19 protein-coding genes are annotated in these 20796 nt (G+C 47.1%); 5 read left to right on the top strand and 14 right to left on the bottom strand.

Annotated features, from left to right (window positions below; genetic code table 11):
* Nucleotides 1–4 precede the first annotated feature (4 nt).
* Complete coding sequence (gene ispH, locus ACSYSY_RS03145; protein ID WP_491707861.1) at nucleotides 5–1036, bottom strand: 4-hydroxy-3-methylbut-2-enyl diphosphate reductase; 1032 nt, start codon at nucleotides 1034–1036, stop codon at nucleotides 5–7.
* 160 nt (nucleotides 1037–1196) lie between these two features.
* On the opposite strand from ispH, the gene ACSYSY_RS03140 reads away from it, so the two are divergent.
* Nucleotides 1197–1793: a hypothetical protein gene (locus ACSYSY_RS03140; protein WP_491707860.1), complete on the top strand. Its 597-nt coding sequence runs from the start codon at nucleotides 1197–1199 to the stop codon at nucleotides 1791–1793.
* Nucleotides 1794–1840: 47 nt separating this feature from the next.
* On the opposite strand, the gene ACSYSY_RS03135 is transcribed toward ACSYSY_RS03140, so the two are convergent.
* The 7 genes from ACSYSY_RS03135 to ACSYSY_RS03105 all read right to left on the bottom strand — a co-directional run bounded on the left by ACSYSY_RS03135 (nucleotide 1841) and on the right by ACSYSY_RS03105 (nucleotide 10346).
* Nucleotides 1841–3247 carry a hypothetical protein gene (locus ACSYSY_RS03135; RefSeq protein WP_491707859.1) on the bottom strand — a complete coding sequence of 469 codons (1407 nt, stop codon included), beginning with the start codon at nucleotides 3245–3247 and terminating at the stop codon, nucleotides 1841–1843.
* 30 nt (nucleotides 3248–3277) lie between these two features.
* Entirely contained in the window at nucleotides 3278–4603 is a 1326-nt protein-coding gene (locus ACSYSY_RS03130; RefSeq protein WP_491707858.1) for a hypothetical protein, read from the bottom strand.
* Entirely contained in the window at nucleotides 4600–5937 is a 1338-nt protein-coding gene (locus tag ACSYSY_RS03125; protein ID WP_491707857.1) for a hypothetical protein, read from the bottom strand. Before ACSYSY_RS03125 ends, ACSYSY_RS03130 begins: the two co-directional genes overlap by 4 nt.
* Before the next feature lie 101 nt (nucleotides 5938–6038).
* Entirely contained in the window at nucleotides 6039–7103 is a 1065-nt protein-coding gene (locus ACSYSY_RS03120; protein ID WP_491708205.1) for a glycosyltransferase family protein, read from the bottom strand.
* Nucleotides 7104–7150: 47 nt separating this feature from the next.
* Entirely contained in the window at nucleotides 7151–7771 is a 621-nt protein-coding gene (locus ACSYSY_RS03115; protein WP_491707856.1) for a hypothetical protein, read from the bottom strand.
* 242 nt (nucleotides 7772–8013) lie between these two features.
* A complete protein-coding gene (locus tag ACSYSY_RS03110; RefSeq protein WP_491707855.1) occupies nucleotides 8014–8562 on the bottom strand; it encodes a DUF4142 domain-containing protein in 549 nt (182 codons plus the stop codon).
* 248 nt (nucleotides 8563–8810) lie between these two features.
* On the bottom strand, nucleotides 8811–10346 hold the full coding sequence (locus tag ACSYSY_RS03105; protein ID WP_491707854.1) for a BCCT family transporter: 1536 nt from the start codon (nucleotides 10344–10346) through the stop codon (nucleotides 8811–8813).
* 198 nt (nucleotides 10347–10544) lie between these two features.
* Between ACSYSY_RS03105 and betI the strand changes: the two genes are divergently transcribed.
* The 4 genes from betI (at nucleotide 10545) to ACSYSY_RS03085 (ending at nucleotide 14921) form a co-directional block, all read left to right on the top strand.
* Nucleotides 10545–11159, top strand: a complete 615-nt coding sequence (gene betI / locus ACSYSY_RS03100; protein ID WP_491707853.1) for a transcriptional regulator BetI — start codon at nucleotides 10545–10547, stop codon at nucleotides 11157–11159.
* 5 nt (nucleotides 11160–11164) lie between these two features.
* Complete coding sequence (gene betB / locus ACSYSY_RS03095) at nucleotides 11165–12637, top strand: betaine-aldehyde dehydrogenase (protein WP_491707852.1); 1473 nt, start codon at nucleotides 11165–11167, stop codon at nucleotides 12635–12637.
* 69 nt (nucleotides 12638–12706) lie between these two features.
* Nucleotides 12707–14380, top strand: coding sequence for a choline dehydrogenase (gene betA / locus ACSYSY_RS03090; protein ID WP_491707851.1), 1674 nt, complete (start codon nucleotides 12707–12709; stop codon nucleotides 14378–14380).
* Between the two features lie 133 nt (nucleotides 14381–14513).
* Entirely contained in the window at nucleotides 14514–14921 is a 408-nt protein-coding gene (locus ACSYSY_RS03085) for a DUF423 domain-containing protein (protein ID WP_491707850.1), read from the top strand.
* Here ACSYSY_RS03085 and ACSYSY_RS03080 read toward each other — a convergent pair.
* Genes ACSYSY_RS03080 through leuC form a run of 6 tightly spaced genes read right to left on the bottom strand, consistent with a single transcriptional unit; the run spans nucleotide 14850 to nucleotide 20786 of the window.
* Complete coding sequence (locus ACSYSY_RS03080; protein WP_491707849.1) at nucleotides 14850–15179, bottom strand: hypothetical protein; 330 nt, start codon at nucleotides 15177–15179, stop codon at nucleotides 14850–14852. The genes ACSYSY_RS03085 and ACSYSY_RS03080 overlap by 72 nt on opposite strands.
* Nucleotides 15176–16378: a pyridoxal phosphate-dependent aminotransferase gene (locus ACSYSY_RS03075; RefSeq protein WP_491707848.1), complete on the bottom strand. Its 1203-nt coding sequence runs from the start codon at nucleotides 16376–16378 to the stop codon at nucleotides 15176–15178. The genes ACSYSY_RS03080 and ACSYSY_RS03075 overlap by 4 nt, the downstream gene beginning before the upstream one ends.
* Nucleotides 16378–17580: a pyridoxal phosphate-dependent aminotransferase gene (locus ACSYSY_RS03070; protein WP_491707847.1), complete on the bottom strand. Its 1203-nt coding sequence runs from the start codon at nucleotides 17578–17580 to the stop codon at nucleotides 16378–16380. The genes ACSYSY_RS03075 and ACSYSY_RS03070 overlap by 1 nt, the downstream gene beginning before the upstream one ends.
* 49 nt (nucleotides 17581–17629) lie before the next feature.
* Nucleotides 17630–18733 (bottom strand): 3-isopropylmalate dehydrogenase, encoded by a 1104-nt coding sequence (gene leuB, locus ACSYSY_RS03065; protein WP_491707846.1) that lies wholly within the window; start codon nucleotides 18731–18733, stop codon nucleotides 17630–17632.
* Nucleotides 18734–18735: 2 nt separating this feature from the next.
* Nucleotides 18736–19359 carry a 3-isopropylmalate dehydratase small subunit gene (leuD, locus tag ACSYSY_RS03060; RefSeq protein ID WP_491707845.1) on the bottom strand — a complete coding sequence of 208 codons (624 nt, stop codon included), beginning with the start codon at nucleotides 19357–19359 and terminating at the stop codon, nucleotides 18736–18738.
* The gene (leuC, locus tag ACSYSY_RS03055) at nucleotides 19359–20786 is read right to left on the bottom strand and encodes a 3-isopropylmalate dehydratase large subunit (protein ID WP_491707844.1); all 1428 of its coding nucleotides are present in this window, start codon (nucleotides 20784–20786) and stop codon (nucleotides 19359–19361) included. The genes leuD and leuC overlap by 1 nt, the downstream gene beginning before the upstream one ends.
* Nucleotides 20787–20796: the final 10 nt, after the last annotated feature.

Raw genomic sequence — 20796 nt, 5'->3', positions numbered from 1 at the left:
CCTGTTATTCATCAGTGAGCGGATGAGGCAGACGGAAATTGATATTCTCCTCCTTAACGATTCGCTCTTCAGTATGAAGATCATATCGTTTTGAAAGCTCGGCTATCATTTCCTGGACCAGACTTTCCGGTGCTGACGCCCCCGCGCTCATGCCAAGTGTTTTAACGCCTTCAAGCTCATCCCAGTTCATATCAGAGACTTTGGGCACCAGAAGAGCTTTTTTGGCGCCTGAACGCTCTGCCACTTCCCTCAATCTCTGGGAATTGGAAGAATTTGGAGACCCTATGACAATGACAAGATCACACTCTGGAGCAAGCTCTTTTACGGCCATTTGCCGATTCGTCGTTGCGTAGCAGATATCCTCGCGCCGGGGACCCTCTATTTTCGGGAATCGATTGCGCAAAATTTCAACGATTTCGGCAGTATCATCAACAGACAGAGTCGTCTGGGTGATAAAGGCAAGCTTATCAGGATCTGCCGGTTCAACAGTACTCGCCTCATGCGCATCATTAATCAACGTAACCGCACCAACAGGGAGCTGCCCCATGGTTCCGACCACTTCCGGATGGCCCGCATGACCAATCATCAGAATATGACGCTGATTCTCGCTTCCGCCGGCAAAATGGCGCTCTGCCTCACGGTGCACTTTAGACACAAGCGGACACGTCGCATCCAGATAAAGCAGATTACGCCGTTCAGCTTCAGCCGGAACAGATTTTGGCACTCCATGGGCGGAGAAAACGACATGCGCATCCTGCGGCACTTCGTCCAGCTCTTCGACAAAAATAGCCCCTTTGGCTTCAAGTCCCTCAACCACGGTACGGTTGTGAACAATTTCGTGACGCACATAAACAGGCGCGCCGTAGCGGCGTAGTGCTTCTTCCACGACGCGAATCGCACGATCCACCCCAGCACAAAACCCCCGTGGACCTGCCAGTAAAAGGCGCAGTGTGCGCCTCTGTCCATCGGAAAAATTAACGCGGTCTGCCGCAGGATTCTCCGGGTGAGAGGTTGCAGATTGTGTCTCTTCTGACATAGTGTTCCCCTGGCAGTCATCAATCGATATAAAAGAAAAGTCTTTCCGGCTAAGAATATTAACCTTTTATCCCTGTCGGAAGTCTTTTCTCTTCGTTTATATCGGATGTATTGATGATTATCGCAATGCCCGGACTTTTTTCATGCGGAGTTCCCCTTTGATGACCACGCGCCGTTTTCATTATCATCTGGTCGCCGGAAGTTTTTTATCACTCCTGGGTCTGGGTTTTCTGACGGGTTGTTCAAGCTCAACCGATAATGACGTTTTATATGCACCAGCCTGCCCTGTCGTTGATATTCCAAGTGGCGCAGCAGACCTTTATCTCTTTGATGGAAAAGGGATCGATATTGGTCACACGACTTACCACGCCCAGATTCTTGGCGTAAATGGCGATTGCCGGACGGGCCCGCGTGATAAACGCAGACGCCCCTTAACACGCATCAGGGTTGGACTTTCCATTCAGTTCACAGAAGGTGCTGCGGCTGATCAGAAAATGCTTGAGGTCCCCTATTTCATAGCCGTCGTCAAAAACGGCAGGATTATTGATAAAAAAATCTTTACTGAGAAATTTAATCCCCGCTCCAACCTTGGGTCGACACAAACACACTCCACCTTGCGCTTCCTTGATCTTCCCACCGGGTCAGACCCTCAGCAGACTCCATATAAATTGGAAATCGGATTCCAGCTCACACATAATCAGCTAGGCTATAACCGCTCGCACCTCAGACCTGTCACATTTGAGAAAATCAATCATTAGTGTCTTCATGAAAAGCCGATTGGACTGATCGGCTTTTATTAATGCCCTTATTTAAGGGTTTTGCGATGCTCTCTCACCCGAGAAAGGTAATCTGTCATGAGGCGGGGCCGAGTGGACGAATCTATACACCAATAATGGATAATCCCACGGGCTTTTTCCACGTTCATCCCGCCATAAAACTTGATAATTTCCGAGTTGGGATCTCCGCCTATTTCCGTCAGAGCCGTCACCAAATCACAATCGACTGCTCCTATTTTTCTTAACGCATAATTCAAATGCTGTTGCTCCGGAAACGGCGTCTTACGCCCCTGTTCCGTTGTATAAATTCTATGAGAGGTAAAGCACAGGTCCATATAAAATTTGTTACGCGACATTGCGGGAATAAAAATAACGCCACTATTAAACCCACTCTCAACATAATCTACCGGAAAAGGATCCTGACTATAAAAGAGCTCCCCTGCTGTATTCGTACAACGGAAATCAACACCGTTATGCCATTCTTCCCTCTGAGCACTGAACCAGTTTATTAAAGCCCCCTGACACAAGATCGAATTTATTGGCTTACTCACCATAACATCAATATCAATATATAATATTGGCGAATATTGTTCCAAAATACCGGAGCTGAAAATCGTCTGCCTTACCGCCACGAAATCGAGAAAGTCATGTGCTTTCAAATGCATCACTTCAACAGATGCATATAACTTTCTAGGCAGGATCGCTGAAACCGTAGCCGTATCGGCATCTGTAACAATTAATATTTCCCCTCTATAATCGCCAGGGTCTTCCAAACTTGAAAGAGCTACAGATAACTGGCGGAAAGCTTTTTCACCAAAGCACGCTAAAAATATTACAGGCTTAAATAAAACGGCCCTATAAATATTACGTTCGCTTAAAAAAATGAATTCATTAAGCTCCTCCCTATTATTAAGTGCAAAAAAAGCACTTAGTGAGATGAGATGATCTCCTAGGTAAAACTCATGAAAATTGCTCTTATAATCTACGACCTTCACGATGTTTATCAAAGGATCAAGAGCCCATTGATTACTGACAAGGTGAAATAATTTTTTTAGCTCACCCTGCGAAAGAAGCCGAAAATACCCACAATTCTTATGAGTATGATCTGGCCTGTTATGATGATAGGCGGCGAGACCTGCTTCTGAAATACTCATATAGGTCAGATCACTGAACTGAATCTGACATATATCACCTTCTTCCAGAGAAATTGGTCTTACCGCCCCGCCAGGAAATGCTCGTTTAACGTTTTTCGTAGAAACATCAAACCAGGACATGGAAGGCTGTATGACCAGAAAGTTCCAGTAATCACCCTGCTTTGCCAGATAAACAATATCATCGAGCCCTGATAATGATGACAGAGGTACAGCGTATAAATAGCCGTCATGGTCAGCTTTTATAACCTTGAAATCTCTGGTCATTAAGGCACGATATTTCATATTTGATCCTGTTTATAGAATTATCTGGAATTAGGACGCTTTTAAAGAAACCACATATTTTTTACAGTCATCGAGAGACCATGCTGACGAATCAACAAATAAAGACTCAATGTCACGTTTAAAAAATCCTTTCTGCTGCTGAGAAGGGCAGAATAACGAATATTTATAAGCGATATATTCAATAAAATATGCTGAGATTTTCCTGTCTGACGTATTACCTTTTCCTTCAATATATGATTTATAGGCAGAGAAAGCCCTTTGCAGGAAAGTCTTATTCTGCAGGAAAGCCAAAGAGCCTCTGATTTTTCTTTCGGAAAATATTATGGGGTTACCCTGATCATACCCCTCCTGACGCATAAAGATATTGGAATCATGACGTGATTTTTCTGCAGAAATCGTTGGAAGAGGATTCAGAGCGGCTTCGACAAAATATGTATCTAATGGTCCCGTAACAAAAAGCATTTCATCCAATGAAATTATTGGATAATACGCATTTATATCAATTGAAGTCAGAGCATCGATTATAGTCAATGAATAATCTTCATAATCAGAGATATATACCGGAATAATTTTTATATAAGATTGCAATGATACCGGTATAAACGCCAAAATATATTCAGGCTTCAAGCTGGATGCTATAAAAATAGTTCTTTTGAAATTTCCAATATCATGCAACACAGACACAGCCTGTGCAAATCTAGGCAATTGATCTGCTTTTAATATAATATACAGGATAGCAGGGTTGAACTTAACCAGCCTTAAAATACCAGTTTTATCATTGACAATAACATCGTGATTTCCACAATTTATATTTGACTTTATAATATTATTCCATAATAAATTTATATCTAATACATAATCCCCAATATGAATTTCCCATATATTACTATAGGCTAGATTAACAGAAATTGGATCCGAACGACTATCGCAAACCCATTCATTTTTAATGAAGTCTCTCAGGGCTTCGAACTCTTCAAGAGTAATACATCTGAAAGCCCCATTTCGCTTCCTGAGTGCCTCCTCGCTAACACCAATCTCCCCAGATTCATGGACGGTAAGATAATTTTCTTTCGCCCCCGAAATGTCACATATCCTTAAGCGAAGAATTCCCTGATCTTGCCGCCTTTCTTTAAGTTCAAGCCACCCACGGGGAACCGGACGAATAAACGACATCGTCTGAAGATCAAGCCACTGCTCGTCTGGTTGCAGCGTGCAAAAATTACTTCCCTTCCCCTCAGAGCACAAAAAAGCCAGTGACATAGACGATTCATAATGCGTCAGAGGATAGGCATATAAACGCCCCTTATCACAACAAAGCACACGCAGATCATGAGAAAGAACAACCAGTTTCCTCATGGCTTCTGCCCCATTTTTGCCTTCAATAAATGTTCGAGATAGGCCCGCATTATGACTGAGCGTTTTTGTTCCGTAATGGAAAAACACATAATTGCAGCTTCATCACCACCGCGATTCTGGCAGGACGTAAGAACACGACCCGATAAAAAAGCAGAAGAGAAATCCCTGATACGCCTCAGAGCATAATTTACGATCGCCTGACCATCAAAACGTAGAGAAACTTCTGGATAAGACGCCAGGCACACCTCGAACAAGCTTACCGCTCCATCAAGATACAGACGGTGAGCCTGCATATTAGGAACAATCATCAGGCTCCCATTCTCCTGCGGCAAAAGACCGGCTACCAGATTTTTTTCTTCCTCGCTTTCACAGAACTCAGGATGATAAAAGTAATCAAGAGACGAAACCTCACGCAAGAGGGCTGACCTGGCAAGTAAATTACAAATATCACTCCCGAAAAGAACACCTGACGTAGAAAACACTATCGGCGCATAATCTTTGAGAATGTCAGACCCCTTTATAAAAAAAGCCCTGGGAGCATAATCGTGCGTTTTTTTTGTCTCTGACACATTAAAAAAGGTGATAGTTCCCGGATATGATTTTACGTAGGCCTCTTCTTTCAACTGCGAAATATCATTATCGGTCAAAACCAGAACGGGGCCATCATAAGAAGCATTTTTACTCAAACTTACCAGAAGCAAAACCAGTTCCGTCGGAGCATCAGCTCCATAGGCCTCAATAACAATAAGAGGATTATAACGAACAAAGCGCCAGACTTTCCAATCCTCATTCAAAAGAAGTTCACCCGTTTCGCGAGCTAACGGAAGGGCTTGTAGAAACTGGTCAAAATTAACTTTTACAGTGCCTATATAAATCTCGTGAACGCTGCTCCTGTGCAAATCAATCGTAACAATCTGCCCGCCAGGCCCACAGACCCATTTATAATTCATTGCCTCTAAAAGTAACGTGAAATCAGTGGCAGTGATGAATCTGAATAACGCACTGCCGTCATTGAGAGTGGAAGATAAACCTAATTTCCCTTCCCAATCGACTTCAAGATACAGGCCATCCACGCAGATATTATATGAGTTTAAATCTTGCGCAACGAGGCTCATCCCCTTTAAGGGCCTGATATCACTGGTCTTCTGGGTCCGTAAATCATACCATTTCGCATCAGGCCCTTGCGTGCGGAGGAACCACTGCCCTTCCTGCCTGTAGACACATAGAAGTTTATCAATCGGTAAGTTCTTATGAATAAAACATGCCTGCAGACTACCATCTTCCTCTAAATATAGAACCCGACATTCTGCTGTTATAATCATCTGAAGAGACACTTATAAAATCTCCTAAAACGTCTTTACCTCTCTCTATCATTCATTATAGAAAAAATTAAGCCTTATTAATCATATACTTTAATAAAGCGAATTTTTAATAACTATATAAATGAGTTCCAGGGATATTCATTTTTTCCCAATGTGTTAAATGTCTTACGTAACATATAATCTGCGACATTTTTCTCGTTAAATAACGCACTATAACGCTTCCATCCGTTATAAGCACTTTTTTGTCGGATCTGAGGATTTTTTATATAATATGAAAGGCGGTCACAAAGTTCCTCAAAAGAGCTGAAAAAGATCATCTCTTCATCAGAAAAGAAACGATCATATCCAACCCGCCTTTCCATGGCGACAAGCTGGCCATTTCCAATCATATGCGCCAGACGATCCGAACTATATAAATAAAAATCAGAGCGTCTGCTGATATTTAAACCGATCGCTGCTTGTTCCAGTAATGCACCGTAGCGATAGCCGCTCATATAAGGTCTGTTTCTGACCCCGGCATAAGCAAATCGGGTGTTTGCGGGCAGCCCTTGCTCCAGGACGAGACAAAAATCATCCATCTGCCAGAAATGACCGCAAACATCTCTTAGCCGGTCTGGATTTCCACATGAATAAAAGAGATCATATTCAAGCTTGTGGGACTGAAAATTACGCCCCCGTTCAACTGATAAATCCACCGGGTTAGGCAGAAAACCAATGACTTTTGTCTGCCCTAATAATTCAGAAAGCTCACGTTCTGACGTCGAAACAAAGCTGGCATCAACAACTTTATGACGCGCTATAATATCGCGGCGGTTCTGTTCGACAAATAAAGCGTCGATGTTCCACTGAATGACTTTCATAGCTGAATAATCATGACGAATTTCAGCGATAACGCCAGGGGGAATCATATAACCATGCCCCAGAACAAGAACGTCAGGACGGAAAGAAGCAACTGTTTCTCTCAGCGCACGCCACATGGCGCGCTTGCCTAGAGAGCGGCTATTAAAGAGCCCGTAACGGCGCGCTACATCCCTATATGCAAAGTTGAGGACATAGTGCCCATTCCGGATAAAACCGTTGGAAAGCTTACCCCCCACGCTAAATAAACCAGGGGCACGCTCTTTCGAAGTCTCAAAGAAGTCACCGACATGCAGAATTTTCAAAGGCTGTAACGGCATCACTCAAAAAATCATTCTACCAGGGTGACATTACGCTTTTAAAATTATTAATCCCCGCTCCACCATTTTACTGGTTGCTGCTCTTCACTATTTTCATTGGATAAAGCATGTGTCATCGTTTTTATTTTGCGCTTGGACACAGACGTTTCAACAACATTAGGAATCTTACGCCCTTCGCGCAATTTTAACTTTACATTATCTTCTTTAAGAAGCGTCAGCTTTTTCTCTCGTTCATCAAGCTGGAATTGATAATGAGCCAAACGAGTCTCCAGAGAGCGGATTTTTTCTTTTAATCCTTCCAGCTCAGTTTCCGCAGCCAGAGATCTTTGTTGTTCATGTGCCAGACTTCTTTGCAGTTGCTGCACTTCTTCCTGAAGGTCTCCATTCTCAGATCGCTCAATGGTGCCCTTCCCTACCATACCGACTTTACGGTTATGGCGGCCTATATCTTTACGGTGCTCAACAACAACCCCGCCATCGTTAATAAAACGACGTTTTTTGCCTGAAGGGACATTTGTGTGCGCGTTCCCACCAGTATAGAAAGGCCGCGCATTATTCGGATCACTTACCTGTTCAGGTTTGTGAAATGATTTTTTATCTGACTTTGATCCCAATCTTTCCAGGGCTTCTCTAAGAGATTGCTCCGTGACCTGTATCTCTTCTGACATAATGACAGTACTATATTCCGTTTTTAAAAGGTAAACGTTTTTTACAACCTTATTACAGAACACTCTAAAATAAGGAAAAAAGGCGACGCCCTCCGGTACTACGCTTACACATGCTATGATGATATAAACAAAAACCGGCCCGTCTGGGCCTACCTCTTACCTTATCTCACAAGGCTTGTCATTAACATAATGCGTAAAAATATTATTTTAACTGGTCATTAATATTTTCAAAAATTTTATTCTCATTGTTCAGAACGCAGGAGATCATGCGCCTGACTTTGGTAATCTGCATTATTCCTAAGAAATTCTTTTATTAATGGAATAATATCTTTTGAAAATCTCTTCAATTCATCCTCTTTCTGAGAGATATAAACTGAATTTGAAAGTCCGTTACTTATTTCTTTCAAGAATAACTGATCAAAACGTCTTCCATATAATGTTTCTAAACTAGATAGTCTTTTTTGTTTTTGAAATGGTAACGAATTCGTTAATTCAATAAAATGATTTTTTAAAAGCGTCTTAATCGCCTCTTTCTGTTTTTGATAGGCACCCACAAGCCGCGTTCCATAATTGATAATGACGGGCCGATTGCTATGGATTTTTGTCGCTTCCCCAAGGGAGATCATCCAGCTCGACCATTCATTCATCTGGTTAAGCGCCGTCAGATCAAACATCGTAAGGGTTACAGCCTCACTTTTGAGAGCCGGGAGCGGCGGTGGCGGCGGAGGAGATGCCGGCATGGCACAGCTACATAAAAAGAAGCTGAAACAGACCGTAAGTTTCTTTTTCATCCCCTCTTCCCTCACTATAAATCACAGAGATTATCTTAGAGAAAGCTTAATGACATACTACTAAAATTCAAATCTATATCTGTTATACTGAGAGTAATGATATTTATATTACCAAGATAATAGGACATTCTTTATATATTATTTCTTAATATACAGAAAATATATCAAAATAAACCTAAAAATAGTGAAACCGCTGCCTTCACAGCGGTTTCACGTTAACCCTGAAGCAAAATGTCACTTGAGGATGATTATTCTCTTGCCCGCAAACTCTTAACCAGGCTGATCATATAAACAATAATCACCAGTGAGAAAGGGAGCCCACATAGCACGACTGCGGTTTGAATGGCTGTGAAATTCCCTGACAGAAAGAGACCAATTGTTACCACGGTCGTTGCGACACACCAGAAGACACGCAGCCATAATGGTGATTCAACTTCCGGATTATCTGATTTTATAGCCAGGTCGGAAATCATCAGGCTCCCGGAATCAACAGGTGCCAGAAAGAGCACGAAGCTGATAATAATCGCAAACAGAATGGTCACCCTGGGTAAAGGCAGGCATTTCAGAAAGTGATAAATCGCCATCTGAGGGTCAGAAACGATTGTGTTACCGAGATCTTTCATCCCTTGGATAAAAACCATATGGATCGCAGCATTCCCGAAAACAGCCAGCCAGAGCAGTGTAAAACCGAGAGGAATCAGCAACACACCGAAAATAAGTTCTCGGATGGTCCTCCCCTTTGAAATACGCGCAATAAACAGCCCGACAAACGGTGCCCAGGCAATCCACCATGCCCAGTAAAAGATGGTCCAGAGCCCCCGCCATTTGCTTGCATTCTCGAAAATGTAAAGATTAAAGCTCATCTTCACAAAATTGCTCAGATAATCTCCAACATTCTGCACAATGCCATCCATGATATGGAAGGTCGGGCCTGTCAGAAAAACGAAAGCCAGGAGCAGACATAACATTAAAATATTAAGCTTGGATAAGGCCGCAATCCCTTTTTCAATGCCGATTATGGCCACAATTGTCGCCACGATCATCATGATAATGATAAGTGTTATGAGCATTCCCAGATGCCCGGACACCCCAAAATAATCAACCAACCCAGAATGAACGAGCATTGCCCCAATGCCAAGATTGGTGACCATGGCAATGACCGTTGCCAATATGCCAAATCCATCCACCATGTCCCCTGCAATACCGTTGGTGAGTTTCTCACCAAACACAGGGTATAACGCCGTACGTAACGCTAAAGGCCGTTTCTCGACATAGGCATAATAGGCAAGAACCGTGGCCATTAAGGCATAAAGAGCCCAGCCATGAACACCCCAATGCAAAAAGGTGATGACCATCGCATGCTGCGCAACTGCCGCAGTGCCGGAGGTGCCACTCGGTGGGTTCAGAAAATGATCCAGAGGCTCGTAAGCCCCGAAATAAACCAGGGCGATGCCAATTCCGGCTGAAAACAGCATTGTGACCCAGGCCGTATAACTAAATTCCGGCTTTTCACCTTCCTGCCCCAGCACAATATTTCCAAAACGTGAAAAGGCCAGCCAGAATGCGAAGATCACGCAGATCACGACCAGCAGCGTATAGTACCAGCTCAACGTATCGGAAACGAATTGCTGCGCCCAATTTAAAATAGAAGAACTTTCTTTTGGAAAGGACACCGTCAGAGCTGAAAACACAATGATACTGATCGCCGAGCTGAAAAAAACTAGTTTATTCAATCTTGGCGGTTCATGACGTTTAGCCCCGCCATCTGCCGGATGGAGTGACATTTTTTCTCTCCCAGGAATCGATTTCATACCTTTGGCATGAAGCTCATAAACATCGGTCTTCACTCTATACTTTGTTGATTGATTGAACGTATAATCAACAACATGTGATTGGCTATGAAACGGCCAAACGCATTAGTTTACATCTGGTGAATAGGAAAAGGCTGCAGGTTGTCTGTATCTGCAGAAATGAAAGACATAATGAAAAAACCGAGGAAGGACATAGCGCCTGAGCGGCGTGAACAATTAGTGGCAGCTACGTGCGCCGTTATTGATCGGGTCGGCCTTGCTGATGCTTCACTAAACCAGATTGCAGGAGAGATCGGTATCTCAACTGGTTTGGTCTCCTATTATTTTGGTGACAAGAAGGGTCTTCTCTACGCAACAATTCGTAAAATCATGAGCGAGTTGAAAGCAACGCTGGAAGAGCTTCAGAAACAGATCCGTCCCGATGATTCTGCCTCACAGATCAGGGTCATTATTGATAGTAACTTTCACAACAGCCTGAATAACCGCGCAATTATTAAAACATGGCTCAATTTCTGGGTTGCAAGTCTTTATGACGATGAATTGAAAAAACTCCAACGTGTTAACAAGCACGTTTTGTTTTCATCTCTTTATACGCAATTCGCCAAATTGACTGTGAAGGACAAAGCTCGTGACGCCGCGCTTGGCCTTGCATCAATGATTGACGGACTGTGGCTGCATCTGGCGCTGTCAGAAGACTTCGCCTTTGACGATGCCCGCCGTCTCGCTCACCAGTTTCTCGATCATTTTTTGGAACAAACGGCGTCTTCGCAAGCTTCAAAAGGATGAAATAAATGGCTCTCTACCCCCTTCAGAAACTCTATATTGACGGTAAATTTGTCGATGCCACCAGCGGCGAGACATTTACCACCTATAATCCTGCCAATGGTGAGGTTCTGGCTGAGGTCCAGATTGCCTCGGCCGAGGATGTCGATCGGGCGGTAATTGCCGCCCGGAAAGGACAGAAAGTCTGGGCTAGCATGACCGGCGTTGAGCGTTCGCGTATCCTGAATCGGGCGGTGGCACTCCTGCGGAAGCGTAATGACGAAATTGCCCTGATTGAAACGCAGGATACCGGAAAATCCATTTCTGAAACATCGGCTGTGGATATCGTAACCGGGGCCGATGTCATTGAATATTATGCCGGGTTGGCTGCCGCCATAGAAGGTGCGCAATACCCCCTCCGGGAGAGCAGCTTTTTCTATACACGCCGTGAACCATTAGGCGTCGTCGCCGGGATTGGGGCGTGGAACTATCCTATCCAGATTGCCATGTGGAAAGCAGCCCCTGCCCTGGCCGCCGGCAATGCCATGATTTTCAAACCAAGTGAAGTCACACCGCTGACAACCCCCATTCTTGCGCAGATCTTTACTGAAGCCGGGTTGCCTGATGGCGTTTTCAATGTTGTGCAGGGCCCGGGTCGCCTTGTTGGGCAGGCTCTGACAGACCATCCCGATATTGCCAAAATCTCTTTTACCGGTGGTGTTTCATCGGGCAAAAAAGTCATGGCCAATGCTGCAGCCTCTTCACTGAAAGATGTCACAATGGAGCTTGGTGGCAAATCGCCACTGGTCATTTTGCCCGATGCGGACATAAAACGCGCTGTCGATGTTGCCATGATGGCCAATTTCTACAGCTCCGGTCAGGTCTGCACAAATGGCACACGGGTTTTTATTCCCGCCTCCATGAAAGCAAAATTTGAAGAAGGGCTCCTGGAGCGCGTCAAACATATCCATATGGGCGACCCCACTGACCCCAAAACCAATTTCGGCCCCATGGTCAGCTTTGAACATATGGAAAGCGTTCTAAACTATATCGAACTTGGCAAAAAGGAAGGGGCCCGCCTGCTCTGCGGCGGAAACCGTGAAACAAGCGGTGCTTTTGGAAAAGGTGCCTATGTGCAACCAACCATTTTCACTGATTGCCATGACGAACAAACCATCGTTCGTGAAGAAATTTTTGGCCCCGTCATGAGTGTCCTCAGCTACGACACCATCGATGAAGCCATTAACCGTGCCAATAACACGACCTACGGCCTCGCAGCGGGTGTTGTAACGCGGGACATCTCGCTTGCTCACTCTGTCATCCATCGCCTGGAGGCCGGAATCTGCTGGATCAACACCTGGGGTGAGTCACCCGCTCCGATGCCCGTCGGCGGCTATAAACAATCGGGGATCGGCCGTGAAAACGGACTGGCCACGCTTGCTCATTATACCCAGCTGAAATCCATTCAGGTCGAGTTGGGAGAGTTTGCCTCAGTGTTCTGATGACACGAAGAGTGCATGTGTGAATCTGCATCGCGAAAATCTGGAAAACCGATGCATCAGGAGGATATTATGTCCATTAAACAGGAATATGACTATATCATTATCGGTGCCGGTTCTGCCGGCAGCGTCTTGGCTGCGCGTCTGACCGAAGATGCTGGCACGACTGTTCTTCTCTTGGAAGCAGGCGGTCCTGATTATCGGTTCGATTTTCGCACGCAAATGCCAGCAGCTCTCTCCATGCCGCTGCAGGGCAAACGGTATAACTACGCTTATGCCACAGATCCCGAACCACATATGAATAATCGCCGCATGGATTGTGGCCGCGGCAAAGGGCTCGGTGGGTCATCGCTCATCAACGGCATGTGCTATATTCGTGGCAATGCCCTTGATTACGATAACTGGGCCAAAATGGATGGGCTCGAAAACTGGAGCTACCTTGACTGCCTGCCCTATTTCAAAAAAGCCGAAACGCGTGACATTGGCGGAAATGCCTATCATGGCGATGAAGGCCCGCTGCATGTCACAACGCCAAAAAACGGCAATAATGTCCTGTTCCATGCCATGGTTGAAGCGGGCGTTCAGGCGGGTTATGCGCGCACAGAAGATTTAAATGGCTATCAGCAGGAAGGTTTCGGCCCGATGGACCGGACCACAACGGCGTTTGGCCGTCGCTGCTCAACCTCACGTTGTTATCTCGATAATGCCCGTAAACGCGATACACTGACTGTCGAAACACATGCTGTGACCGATCGCATCCTGTTTGATGGCAAGCGTGCTGTCGGTGTGCGCTGGCTCCAGAAGGGCGACGTGAATATTTCTTATGCCCGCAAGGAAGTCATTGTCTGTGGTGGTGCCATCGCCTCTCCGCAGATCCTGCAGCGCTCCGGTGTTGGGCCGTCAGACCTGCTGAAAAGTCTCGATATTCCTGTCGTGGCGGATATCCCTGGCGTGGGTGCCAACCTGCAGGACCATGTTGAAATGTATATGCAGTGGAAATGCACAAAACCTGTGACACTGGCAACCGCAGCACGTTTCTATAACAAACCGAAAATTGGCGCAGAATGGCTCTTCCTCGGTAAGGGTATTGGGGCTTCAAATGAATTTGAAGCAGGTGGATTTATTCGCTCTCACGAAGATTTCGAATGGCCGAACATCCAGTATCACTTCCTGCCCGTCGCTGTGAATTACAATGGGACGGATCCGATCCAGGTGCATAGCTTCCAGGCCCATGTCGGCTCCATGCGCTCATTAAGCCGTGGACGAATTCATCTGAAAACCAAGAACCCGAATGCCCATCCCAGCATCCTGTTCAACTATATGTCAGACCCCGATGACTGGCGTGAATTCCGGGCCGGGATCCGCATCACACGTGAAATCTTTGCACAATCCGCCCTGGATGAATATCGCGGCGCCGAAATTTCTCCAACGGCTGACCTGCAATCTGATAGCGAGCTCGATGAATTTGTCCGCCGCCGTGCTGAAACGGCCTATCACCCTTCCTGCAGCAATGCGATGGGGTATCACGATATGGCAGTGGTTGACCGTGACGGCAAAGTGCATGGTATGGAAGGTCTCCGCGTTGTGGATGCCTCCATCATGCCACGTATTACAACGGGCAATTTGAACGCACCTACCATTATGATCGCGGAAAAACTGGCTGACGTCATCCGTGAGCGTAAACCTTTACCGCGCTCCACGGCCCCTTATTACGTTGCCAATGGTGCCCCGACCCGTAAAGTGTAGAATGTGACCAAAAGCAGGGAGCTCCTCTGCCTGGAAACTCGTGAGAACCCGCCGTTTTAAACCGGCGGGTTTTTATGTATTCTCAAAGCTATAAGCTTTGGTCCCTTCTTTCCTGTGCAGGTGAGCAGACAGCATGAAAAAAGAAACATTCCTGAAAATCTGTTTTATTCTGGGCGCTCTTTTTGCCGCAATCGGTGTTGTCCTTCAGGCTCTGACAGCCCACCTCCCCGCCAAAGTTTTTATGGAACCTCACGGTCGTGACTTCCTTAATAACGCTGCCAATATGCTCCTCTGGCACGGGATCGCCCTATGCAGCCTTCCTCTTTATAAAGGCTTTCTCCATCCTGTGCGCCAGTGTCTGGCATGCGGGCTTATGTGCGTGGGGACCCTTCTCTTTTCCATTTCGGTCAGCCTGCTCAGCTTCGGGGTTATTCATCATGCACCGCTCGCGCCCCTGGGCGGAACCCTGCTAATTCTGTCCTGGCTGGTTGTGGCCAGTGCCGCCTTGGGGAAAAACACATCTTTTAACGAGCAGAAATAAAAGCTGTATCGCCAAAGCCAGACAGAAACACACTATAATAATAGCGCTCAAAAGAAGCTGCTCGCGCCCCAAAGCTGTTTCGACGTGAAACAGACTATAAAGACGCAGCCATAGCTCGGATCCCACCATAAGCTGCACCAGATGCTGAGCCGGGTGCCATATCCTTGCAATAAGAATAAAGATCACCGTTAAGGTGACAAGCGATATTGTCCGCAATAATGTCGCTAAAATTGTGACGTCACGTGGCTCAGGCTTCACAAGCAGCCCGATACAAAGCGCTTCAATCTCTCACACGCTTCTGTCAGTTCTGCATCAGACGCGGCAAAGGAGAGACGCAAATGAGGCCCTCTCCCAAAGGCTGAACCTGGAACCGTTGCCAGATACTGCTCCTCCAGCAAAGCCTCTGCCAGATCGACATCATTTTTGAGCACGCGTCCAGAGGCTGATTTTTTCCCCATTAATGCTGCAAAGCCCGGGAACACATAAAAAGCCCCATCCGGCACAGCGCAACTGATCTCTGGAATAGTACGCAAGAACCCAACAACACGATCACGCCGTTCTTCATAGACGCGCCTCATGGCATGCACGCTTTCCAAAGAACCCGTCAGAACCGCGCGGGCTCCCCCTTGTGCCAGAGTGCAGATTCCTGAAGAAATATTGCCCTGCACTTTAATCATCGCCTTGATTAAAGCTTCCGGTCCACAGGCAAAACCGACACGCCAACCCGTCATGGCATAAGCCTTACTGACTCCATTGACTGTCAGAATACGATCTGCAAGGTCAGGAGCAATTTTTGCCAGAGAAACATGCTGCTTTCCTGAGAAAGTCAGATGTTCATAGATTTCATCACTCATAATCATGACATGAGGCGCTTTACGCAGTACTTCGGCCAGTTCCTCAAGGTCAGATTGTTCTAAAATAGCACCGGTCGGATTATTGGGGAAATTCAGAACGACCCACCGCGTTTTAGGTGTAATCGCCTTTGCCAGCGCTTCCGCCTTGAGACGGAACTTATCCTCTTCACGACAGGGAACCTCAACCGGATGTCCCCCAAACATCTGCACAATCAACGGATAGCTGACCCAATAAGGAGAAGGAACAATGACTTCGTCACCTTCTTCGATAGAGGCCATAAAGGCATCAAAAATGATCTGCTTTCCACCATTGGCAACCATCAGCTGAGATAAGGAAACGTCCAACCCGTTATCACGCTTGAATTTATGCGCAATCGCTTCAAGAAGAGACTTCTGACCCGGGATCGGTGGATAACCTGTGTGTCCTGCTTTCACCTCTGCAATAGCGCCCTCCAATGCCTCCTCAGGGGATGCGAAATCAGGCTGTCCAAGAGCGAGAGAAATAACAGGCTTTCCCTCTGATTTCAAATCCCTGGCCCGCGCTGCCATAGCAATCGTTGCAGGAGATGGCAGAGAGGAAACGCGGGTAGCAGGACGAAACATTACTTTAAACTTTCACAGAAACTTTTTATACGAACGCAGGCTTCTTCCAGCAATTCTGTGCTGGTTGCGTAGGAAATGCGGAAATAACCCGGTGTCAGAAAAGCGGCTCCCTGCACAGCAGCAACGCCTGTTTCTTCCAGCAGGGACGTAACAAAATCCTCACAGCTTGTCAGTGTTTTTCCCTTTTGGGTTTGCTTGCCGATCAGGTTTTTAATCGAGACAAAAACGTAAAAGGCCCCTTCAGGCTTATTACATTCCAGCCCGGCAATGCCTGAGAGTCTGGAGACAACCAGGTCACGCCTCTTTTGATAAACAGCCACCATCTCGCTGATACAATCCTGTGGCCCCGATAAAGCCGCACAGGCAGCAGCCTGAGCAATTGAGCAGGGATTGCTTGTGCTCTGCCCCTGTAATTTTATCAGCTGTTTCGTAAACGCTTCCGGCGCTGCTGAAAAACCAATGCGCCAGCCCGTCATGGCATAAGCCTTGCTGACACCATTCATGGTGACAGTACGCTCTCTCAGTTTCGGCTCAACCTGCACAATGGTTTTGGAAACCCGCCCATCATAAATCAGCTTGGCGTAGATATCATCCGTCAGGATCCAGATATCAGGATAATCAAGCAGGACGTCTGTCAGAGCTTTTAACTGCTCTTCAGAATAGGCGGCTCCGGTCGGATTACAGGGAGAGCATAAAATGAACCATTTGGTCCGCTCAGTAATAGCGGCACGCAATTGCTCTGCCGTGAGGCGGAAGCCATTTTCAGGCCGGGTCTGCACAATAACAGGAACACCATCAGCCAGACGGACAATATCAGGATAGGAGACCCATGCTGGTGCGGGAATAACCACTTCATCACCAGCATTGAGGCTGGCGGTCATGGCGTTATAAATAACCTGTTTGCCACCTGTCGAAACGCAGATTTCCTCTTTGCGGTAATCAAGACCGAAATCTTCATTGAGCCTGTCAGCCGCAGCCTGCCTGACAGCTTGCGTACCTGCAACATCGGTATATTTCGTCTCGCCCCGCACAATCGCGTCAATAGCTGCCTGCTTGATGAAATCCGGCGTATCAAAATCAGGCTCCCCTGCGGAGAGACTGATAATATCCTTGCCTTCAGCCTTAAGCTGACGCGCTTTCTGGGTAATAGCGATTGTCTGACTGGGAAGAATCCGGTTCATCCGATCCGCGACAAGTGACATTATAACCTCTGACAATCACATCTTGATAAAGAACCAAAAGTTAACAAACTCAGGCCAGTTCACTCATCATCTTGAGAACAGCCTGCCCCATTTCTTCAGTGCTGACAGCTTCTTCACCCTTTGAGGCGATATCGGCTGTCCGCAAGCCTGATTCAAGCACTTTCGAAACGGCATTTTCAATCAGATCAGCATCATCGCTTCTCTTCAGGGAATAACGCAACAGCATGGAAAGAGAGAGAATTTGTGCCAGAGGGTTGGCAATACCCTTGCCGGCAATATCAGGAGCACTTCCATGAATTGGTTCATAAAGTGCCGCCCTTTTACCATTGCCTGATTCATTGCCCAGCGTTGCAGACGGTAACATCCCCAATGAGCCTGTCAGCATGGAAGCGAGATCAGAAAGGATATCACCAAAGAGATTGCCCGTTACAATCACATCGAACTGACGCGGCGCCCTGACAAGCTGCATGGCACAATTATCAGCCAACATGTGAGACAGTTCCACGTCCTGATATTCACGGCGGTGCAAATCCGTCACCACCTCTTTCCAAAGCAGGCCACTTTCCATGACGTTGCATTTTTCAACTGAGCACACCCGCCCCTGACGCAGGCGCGCCAGGTCAAACGCCACTCTGGCTACACGCTCAATTTCCGGGGTGGTGTAAACTTCTGTATTGATCCCTTTGCGCGTACCATCTGGCAGGGTCTCAATACCCCTTGGTTCACCAAAATAAATGCCACCAACGCTCTCACGCACGATCAGAAGATCCAGCCCACGCACCACTTCCGGCTTTAAGGCCGAAGCAGAAAGGAGCGGGTCAAAAAGCTTGGCAGGACGTAGATTTGCATAAAGCTCCAGATCCTTGCGTAAACGCAGGATGGCCACCTCAGGACGGCGATCAAAGGGCACATCTTTCCACTGAGGATCGCCAACTGAGCCAAATAAAACAGCGTCAGCCGCTTTTGCCTTGGCGATCACCTCATCACGAATAGGCACACCATGAACGGCCAGTGATGCCCCGCCAACCAGGTCTTTATCAAGCTCAACCTCCAGACCACGATGATCCTGCAACCATTGCAGTAATCTGAGAGCCTGAACCATCACTTCCGGGCCAATGCCATCACCTGGTAAAAGCAATAATTTATGTGCCATGATTATGCCTTTTCTTGCTCAGTAGAGGGAATCCATGACCGGGAGGGCCGTTCTTCAAATGAGGTAATATCCTGCGCATACTGCAAGGTCTGGGAAACATCATCCAGCCCTTCAAGCAGGATCTGCCGGCGGAAAGGGTCAATTTCGAACTGAACCTTCTCACCATCGGGGCGAATAATAACCTGATTTTCAAGGTCTATCGTAAAGCGGGCATTGGCACCCGCTTCGGCATCTTTCATCAGACTTTCGCAAATCTCGCGGGGGAGTTTGATCGGCAAAATACCGTTTTTGAAACAGTTATTATGGAAGATATCCGCAAAACTAGGCGCAATAACGCATCTGATCCCAAAATCAAGCAACGCCCAGGGGGCATGTTCACGCGATGACCCGCACCCCAGATTATCGAGTGTGATCAAAATACCCGCCTTGCGATAGGCTGGTTTATTGAGAACAAAATCCGGGTTTTCACTGCCATCTTCATTATAACGCTGTGCTGCGAAAAGATGCTTGCCGAGACCTGTGCGCTGCGTTGTTTTCAGAAAATGCGCCGGAATGATCTGGTCTGTATCGATATTTTCTTTCGGCAGAGGAGCTGCAATCGTCGTCAGGGTTGTAAATTTTTCCATTATACGCCCTCCCTTTGAAGTGTCCGTGGATCACAGAGCGTGCCCGTAACAGCAGCGGCAGCCGCCATGGCTGGCGAGCATAAATGCGTGCGGCCATTAGGGCCCTGCCGGCCTTCAAAATTACGATTGGATGTTGAAGCACAACGCTGATAAGGCTTCAGACGATCGGGGTTCATACCGAGGCACATGGAGCACCCTGCCTCACGCCACTCAAACCCGGCATCAAGGAAAATTTTATCCAGCCCCTCTGCTTCAGCCTGCTTGCGAACGTGCCCTGAACCAGGAACAACCATCGCCCGCACATTTTCTGCGACTTTATGGCCCTTAACAAGATCAGCAGCCACACGCAGATCTTCGATACGGCTATTCGTGCAGGAACCGATAAACACAACATCAACCGGTGTGCCTGCAATAGGCTGACCTGCCTCAAGCCCCATATAACTCAGAGCACGGCGTGTACGCTCTGCTTTTGCAGGGTCTGCAAAATCCTCCGGGGCAGGCACTGTGCCTGTAATCGGCAAAACATCTTCAGGGCTTGTTCCCCATGTCACTGAGGGCTGAATTTCAGCCGCATCAAGCGTAATTTCGGCGTCGAATACAGCATTTTCATCACTGGCCAGCGTCTTCCAGTAAGAAACGGCATCCTCAAACGCTTCACCCTTCGGAGCAAAGGGACGACCTTTTACGTAGTTAAAAGTCGTTTCATCAGGGGCAATCATGCCGGCACGCGCTCCTGCCTCAATGGACATATTGCAGAGCGTCATCCGCCCTGCCATATCCAGCGCCCTGACAGCTGAGCCTGCATATTCGATGACATGCCCCGTCCCGCCAGCAGTCCCTAATCTGCCGATAATTGCCAGCATAATATCTTTGGCCGTCACACCCGGGCCAACTTCGCCTTCAACATTCACGCGCATATTTTTTGCACGTTTCTGCTGAAGGGTCTGCGTTGCCAGAACATGCTCGACTTCTGACGTGCCAATCCCAAAGGCCAGAGAGCCCAGGGCTCCATGTGTTGACGTATGACTGTCACCACAGACAATCGTCATACCAGGAAGGCTGATCCCCTGCTCCGGTCCGACAACATGGACGATCCCCTGATCGTCAGAATTCAGGGCAAAATAAGGGACATGAAATTCTTTGACATTCTTTTCGAGTGTCTCAATCTGAAAACGACTTTTGGGATCTTCTATCGGAAGAGAACGGTCACTTGTCGGCACATTGTGGTCCGCCACGGCCATCGTCGCATCAGGGCGCCGCACCTTGCGGTGGGCGGCCCGCAAGCCATCAAAAGCCTGCGGGCTTGTCACCTCATGGAGAAGGTGACGGTCAATATAGAGAAGGCAGGTCCCGTCTTCGAGCGTTTTGACAACGTGATCGTCCCAGACTTTATCATAAAGAGTCCGGGGGGATGACGAATTCTGCATTCTCACATAT

Source organism: Aristophania sp. ESL1100, assembly GCF_058511235.1.
This window is presented reverse-complemented; position numbering and strand designations above follow the sequence as displayed.

Coding starts and splice junctions, on each gene's coding strand:
- betI (WP_491707853.1), top strand. CDS start 10,545: ATGAAAAAACCGAGGAAGGACATAGCGCCTGAGCGGCGTGAACAATTA.
- ACSYSY_RS03135 (WP_491707859.1), bottom strand. CDS start 3,247: ATGAAATATCGTGCCTTAATGACCAGAGATTTCAAGGTTATAAAAGCT.
- ACSYSY_RS03115 (WP_491707856.1), bottom strand. CDS start 7,771: ATGTCAGAAGAGATACAGGTCACGGAGCAATCTCTTAGAGAAGCCCTG.
- ACSYSY_RS03075 (WP_491707848.1), bottom strand. CDS start 16,378: ATGTTTCGTCCTGCTACCCGCGTTTCCTCTCTGCCATCTCCTGCAACG.
- leuD (WP_491707845.1), bottom strand. CDS start 19,359: ATGGAAAAATTTACAACCCTGACGACGATTGCAGCTCCTCTGCCGAAA.
- ispH (WP_491707861.1), bottom strand. CDS start 1,036: ATGTCAGAAGAGACACAATCTGCAACCTCTCACCCGGAGAATCCTGCG.
- betB (WP_491707852.1), top strand. CDS start 11,165: ATGGCTCTCTACCCCCTTCAGAAACTCTATATTGACGGTAAATTTGTC.
- leuB (WP_491707846.1), bottom strand. CDS start 18,733: ATGGCACATAAATTATTGCTTTTACCAGGTGATGGCATTGGCCCGGAA.
- leuC (WP_491707844.1), bottom strand. CDS start 20,786: ATGCAGAATTCGTCATCCCCCCGGACTCTTTATGATAAAGTCTGGGAC.
- ACSYSY_RS03110 (WP_491707855.1), bottom strand. CDS start 8,562: ATGAAAAAGAAACTTACGGTCTGTTTCAGCTTCTTTTTATGTAGCTGT.
- ACSYSY_RS03085 (WP_491707850.1), top strand. CDS start 14,514: ATGAAAAAAGAAACATTCCTGAAAATCTGTTTTATTCTGGGCGCTCTT.
- ACSYSY_RS03130 (WP_491707858.1), bottom strand. CDS start 4,603: ATGAGGAAACTGGTTGTTCTTTCTCATGATCTGCGTGTGCTTTGTTGT.
- ACSYSY_RS03070 (WP_491707847.1), bottom strand. CDS start 17,580: ATGTCACTTGTCGCGGATCGGATGAACCGGATTCTTCCCAGTCAGACA.
- ACSYSY_RS03140 (WP_491707860.1), top strand. CDS start 1,197: ATGACCACGCGCCGTTTTCATTATCATCTGGTCGCCGGAAGTTTTTTA.
- ACSYSY_RS03105 (WP_491707854.1), bottom strand. CDS start 10,346: ATGTCACTCCATCCGGCAGATGGCGGGGCTAAACGTCATGAACCGCCA.
- ACSYSY_RS03120 (WP_491708205.1), bottom strand. CDS start 7,103: ATGCCGTTACAGCCTTTGAAAATTCTGCATGTCGGTGACTTCTTTGAG.
- betA (WP_491707851.1), top strand. CDS start 12,707: ATGTCCATTAAACAGGAATATGACTATATCATTATCGGTGCCGGTTCT.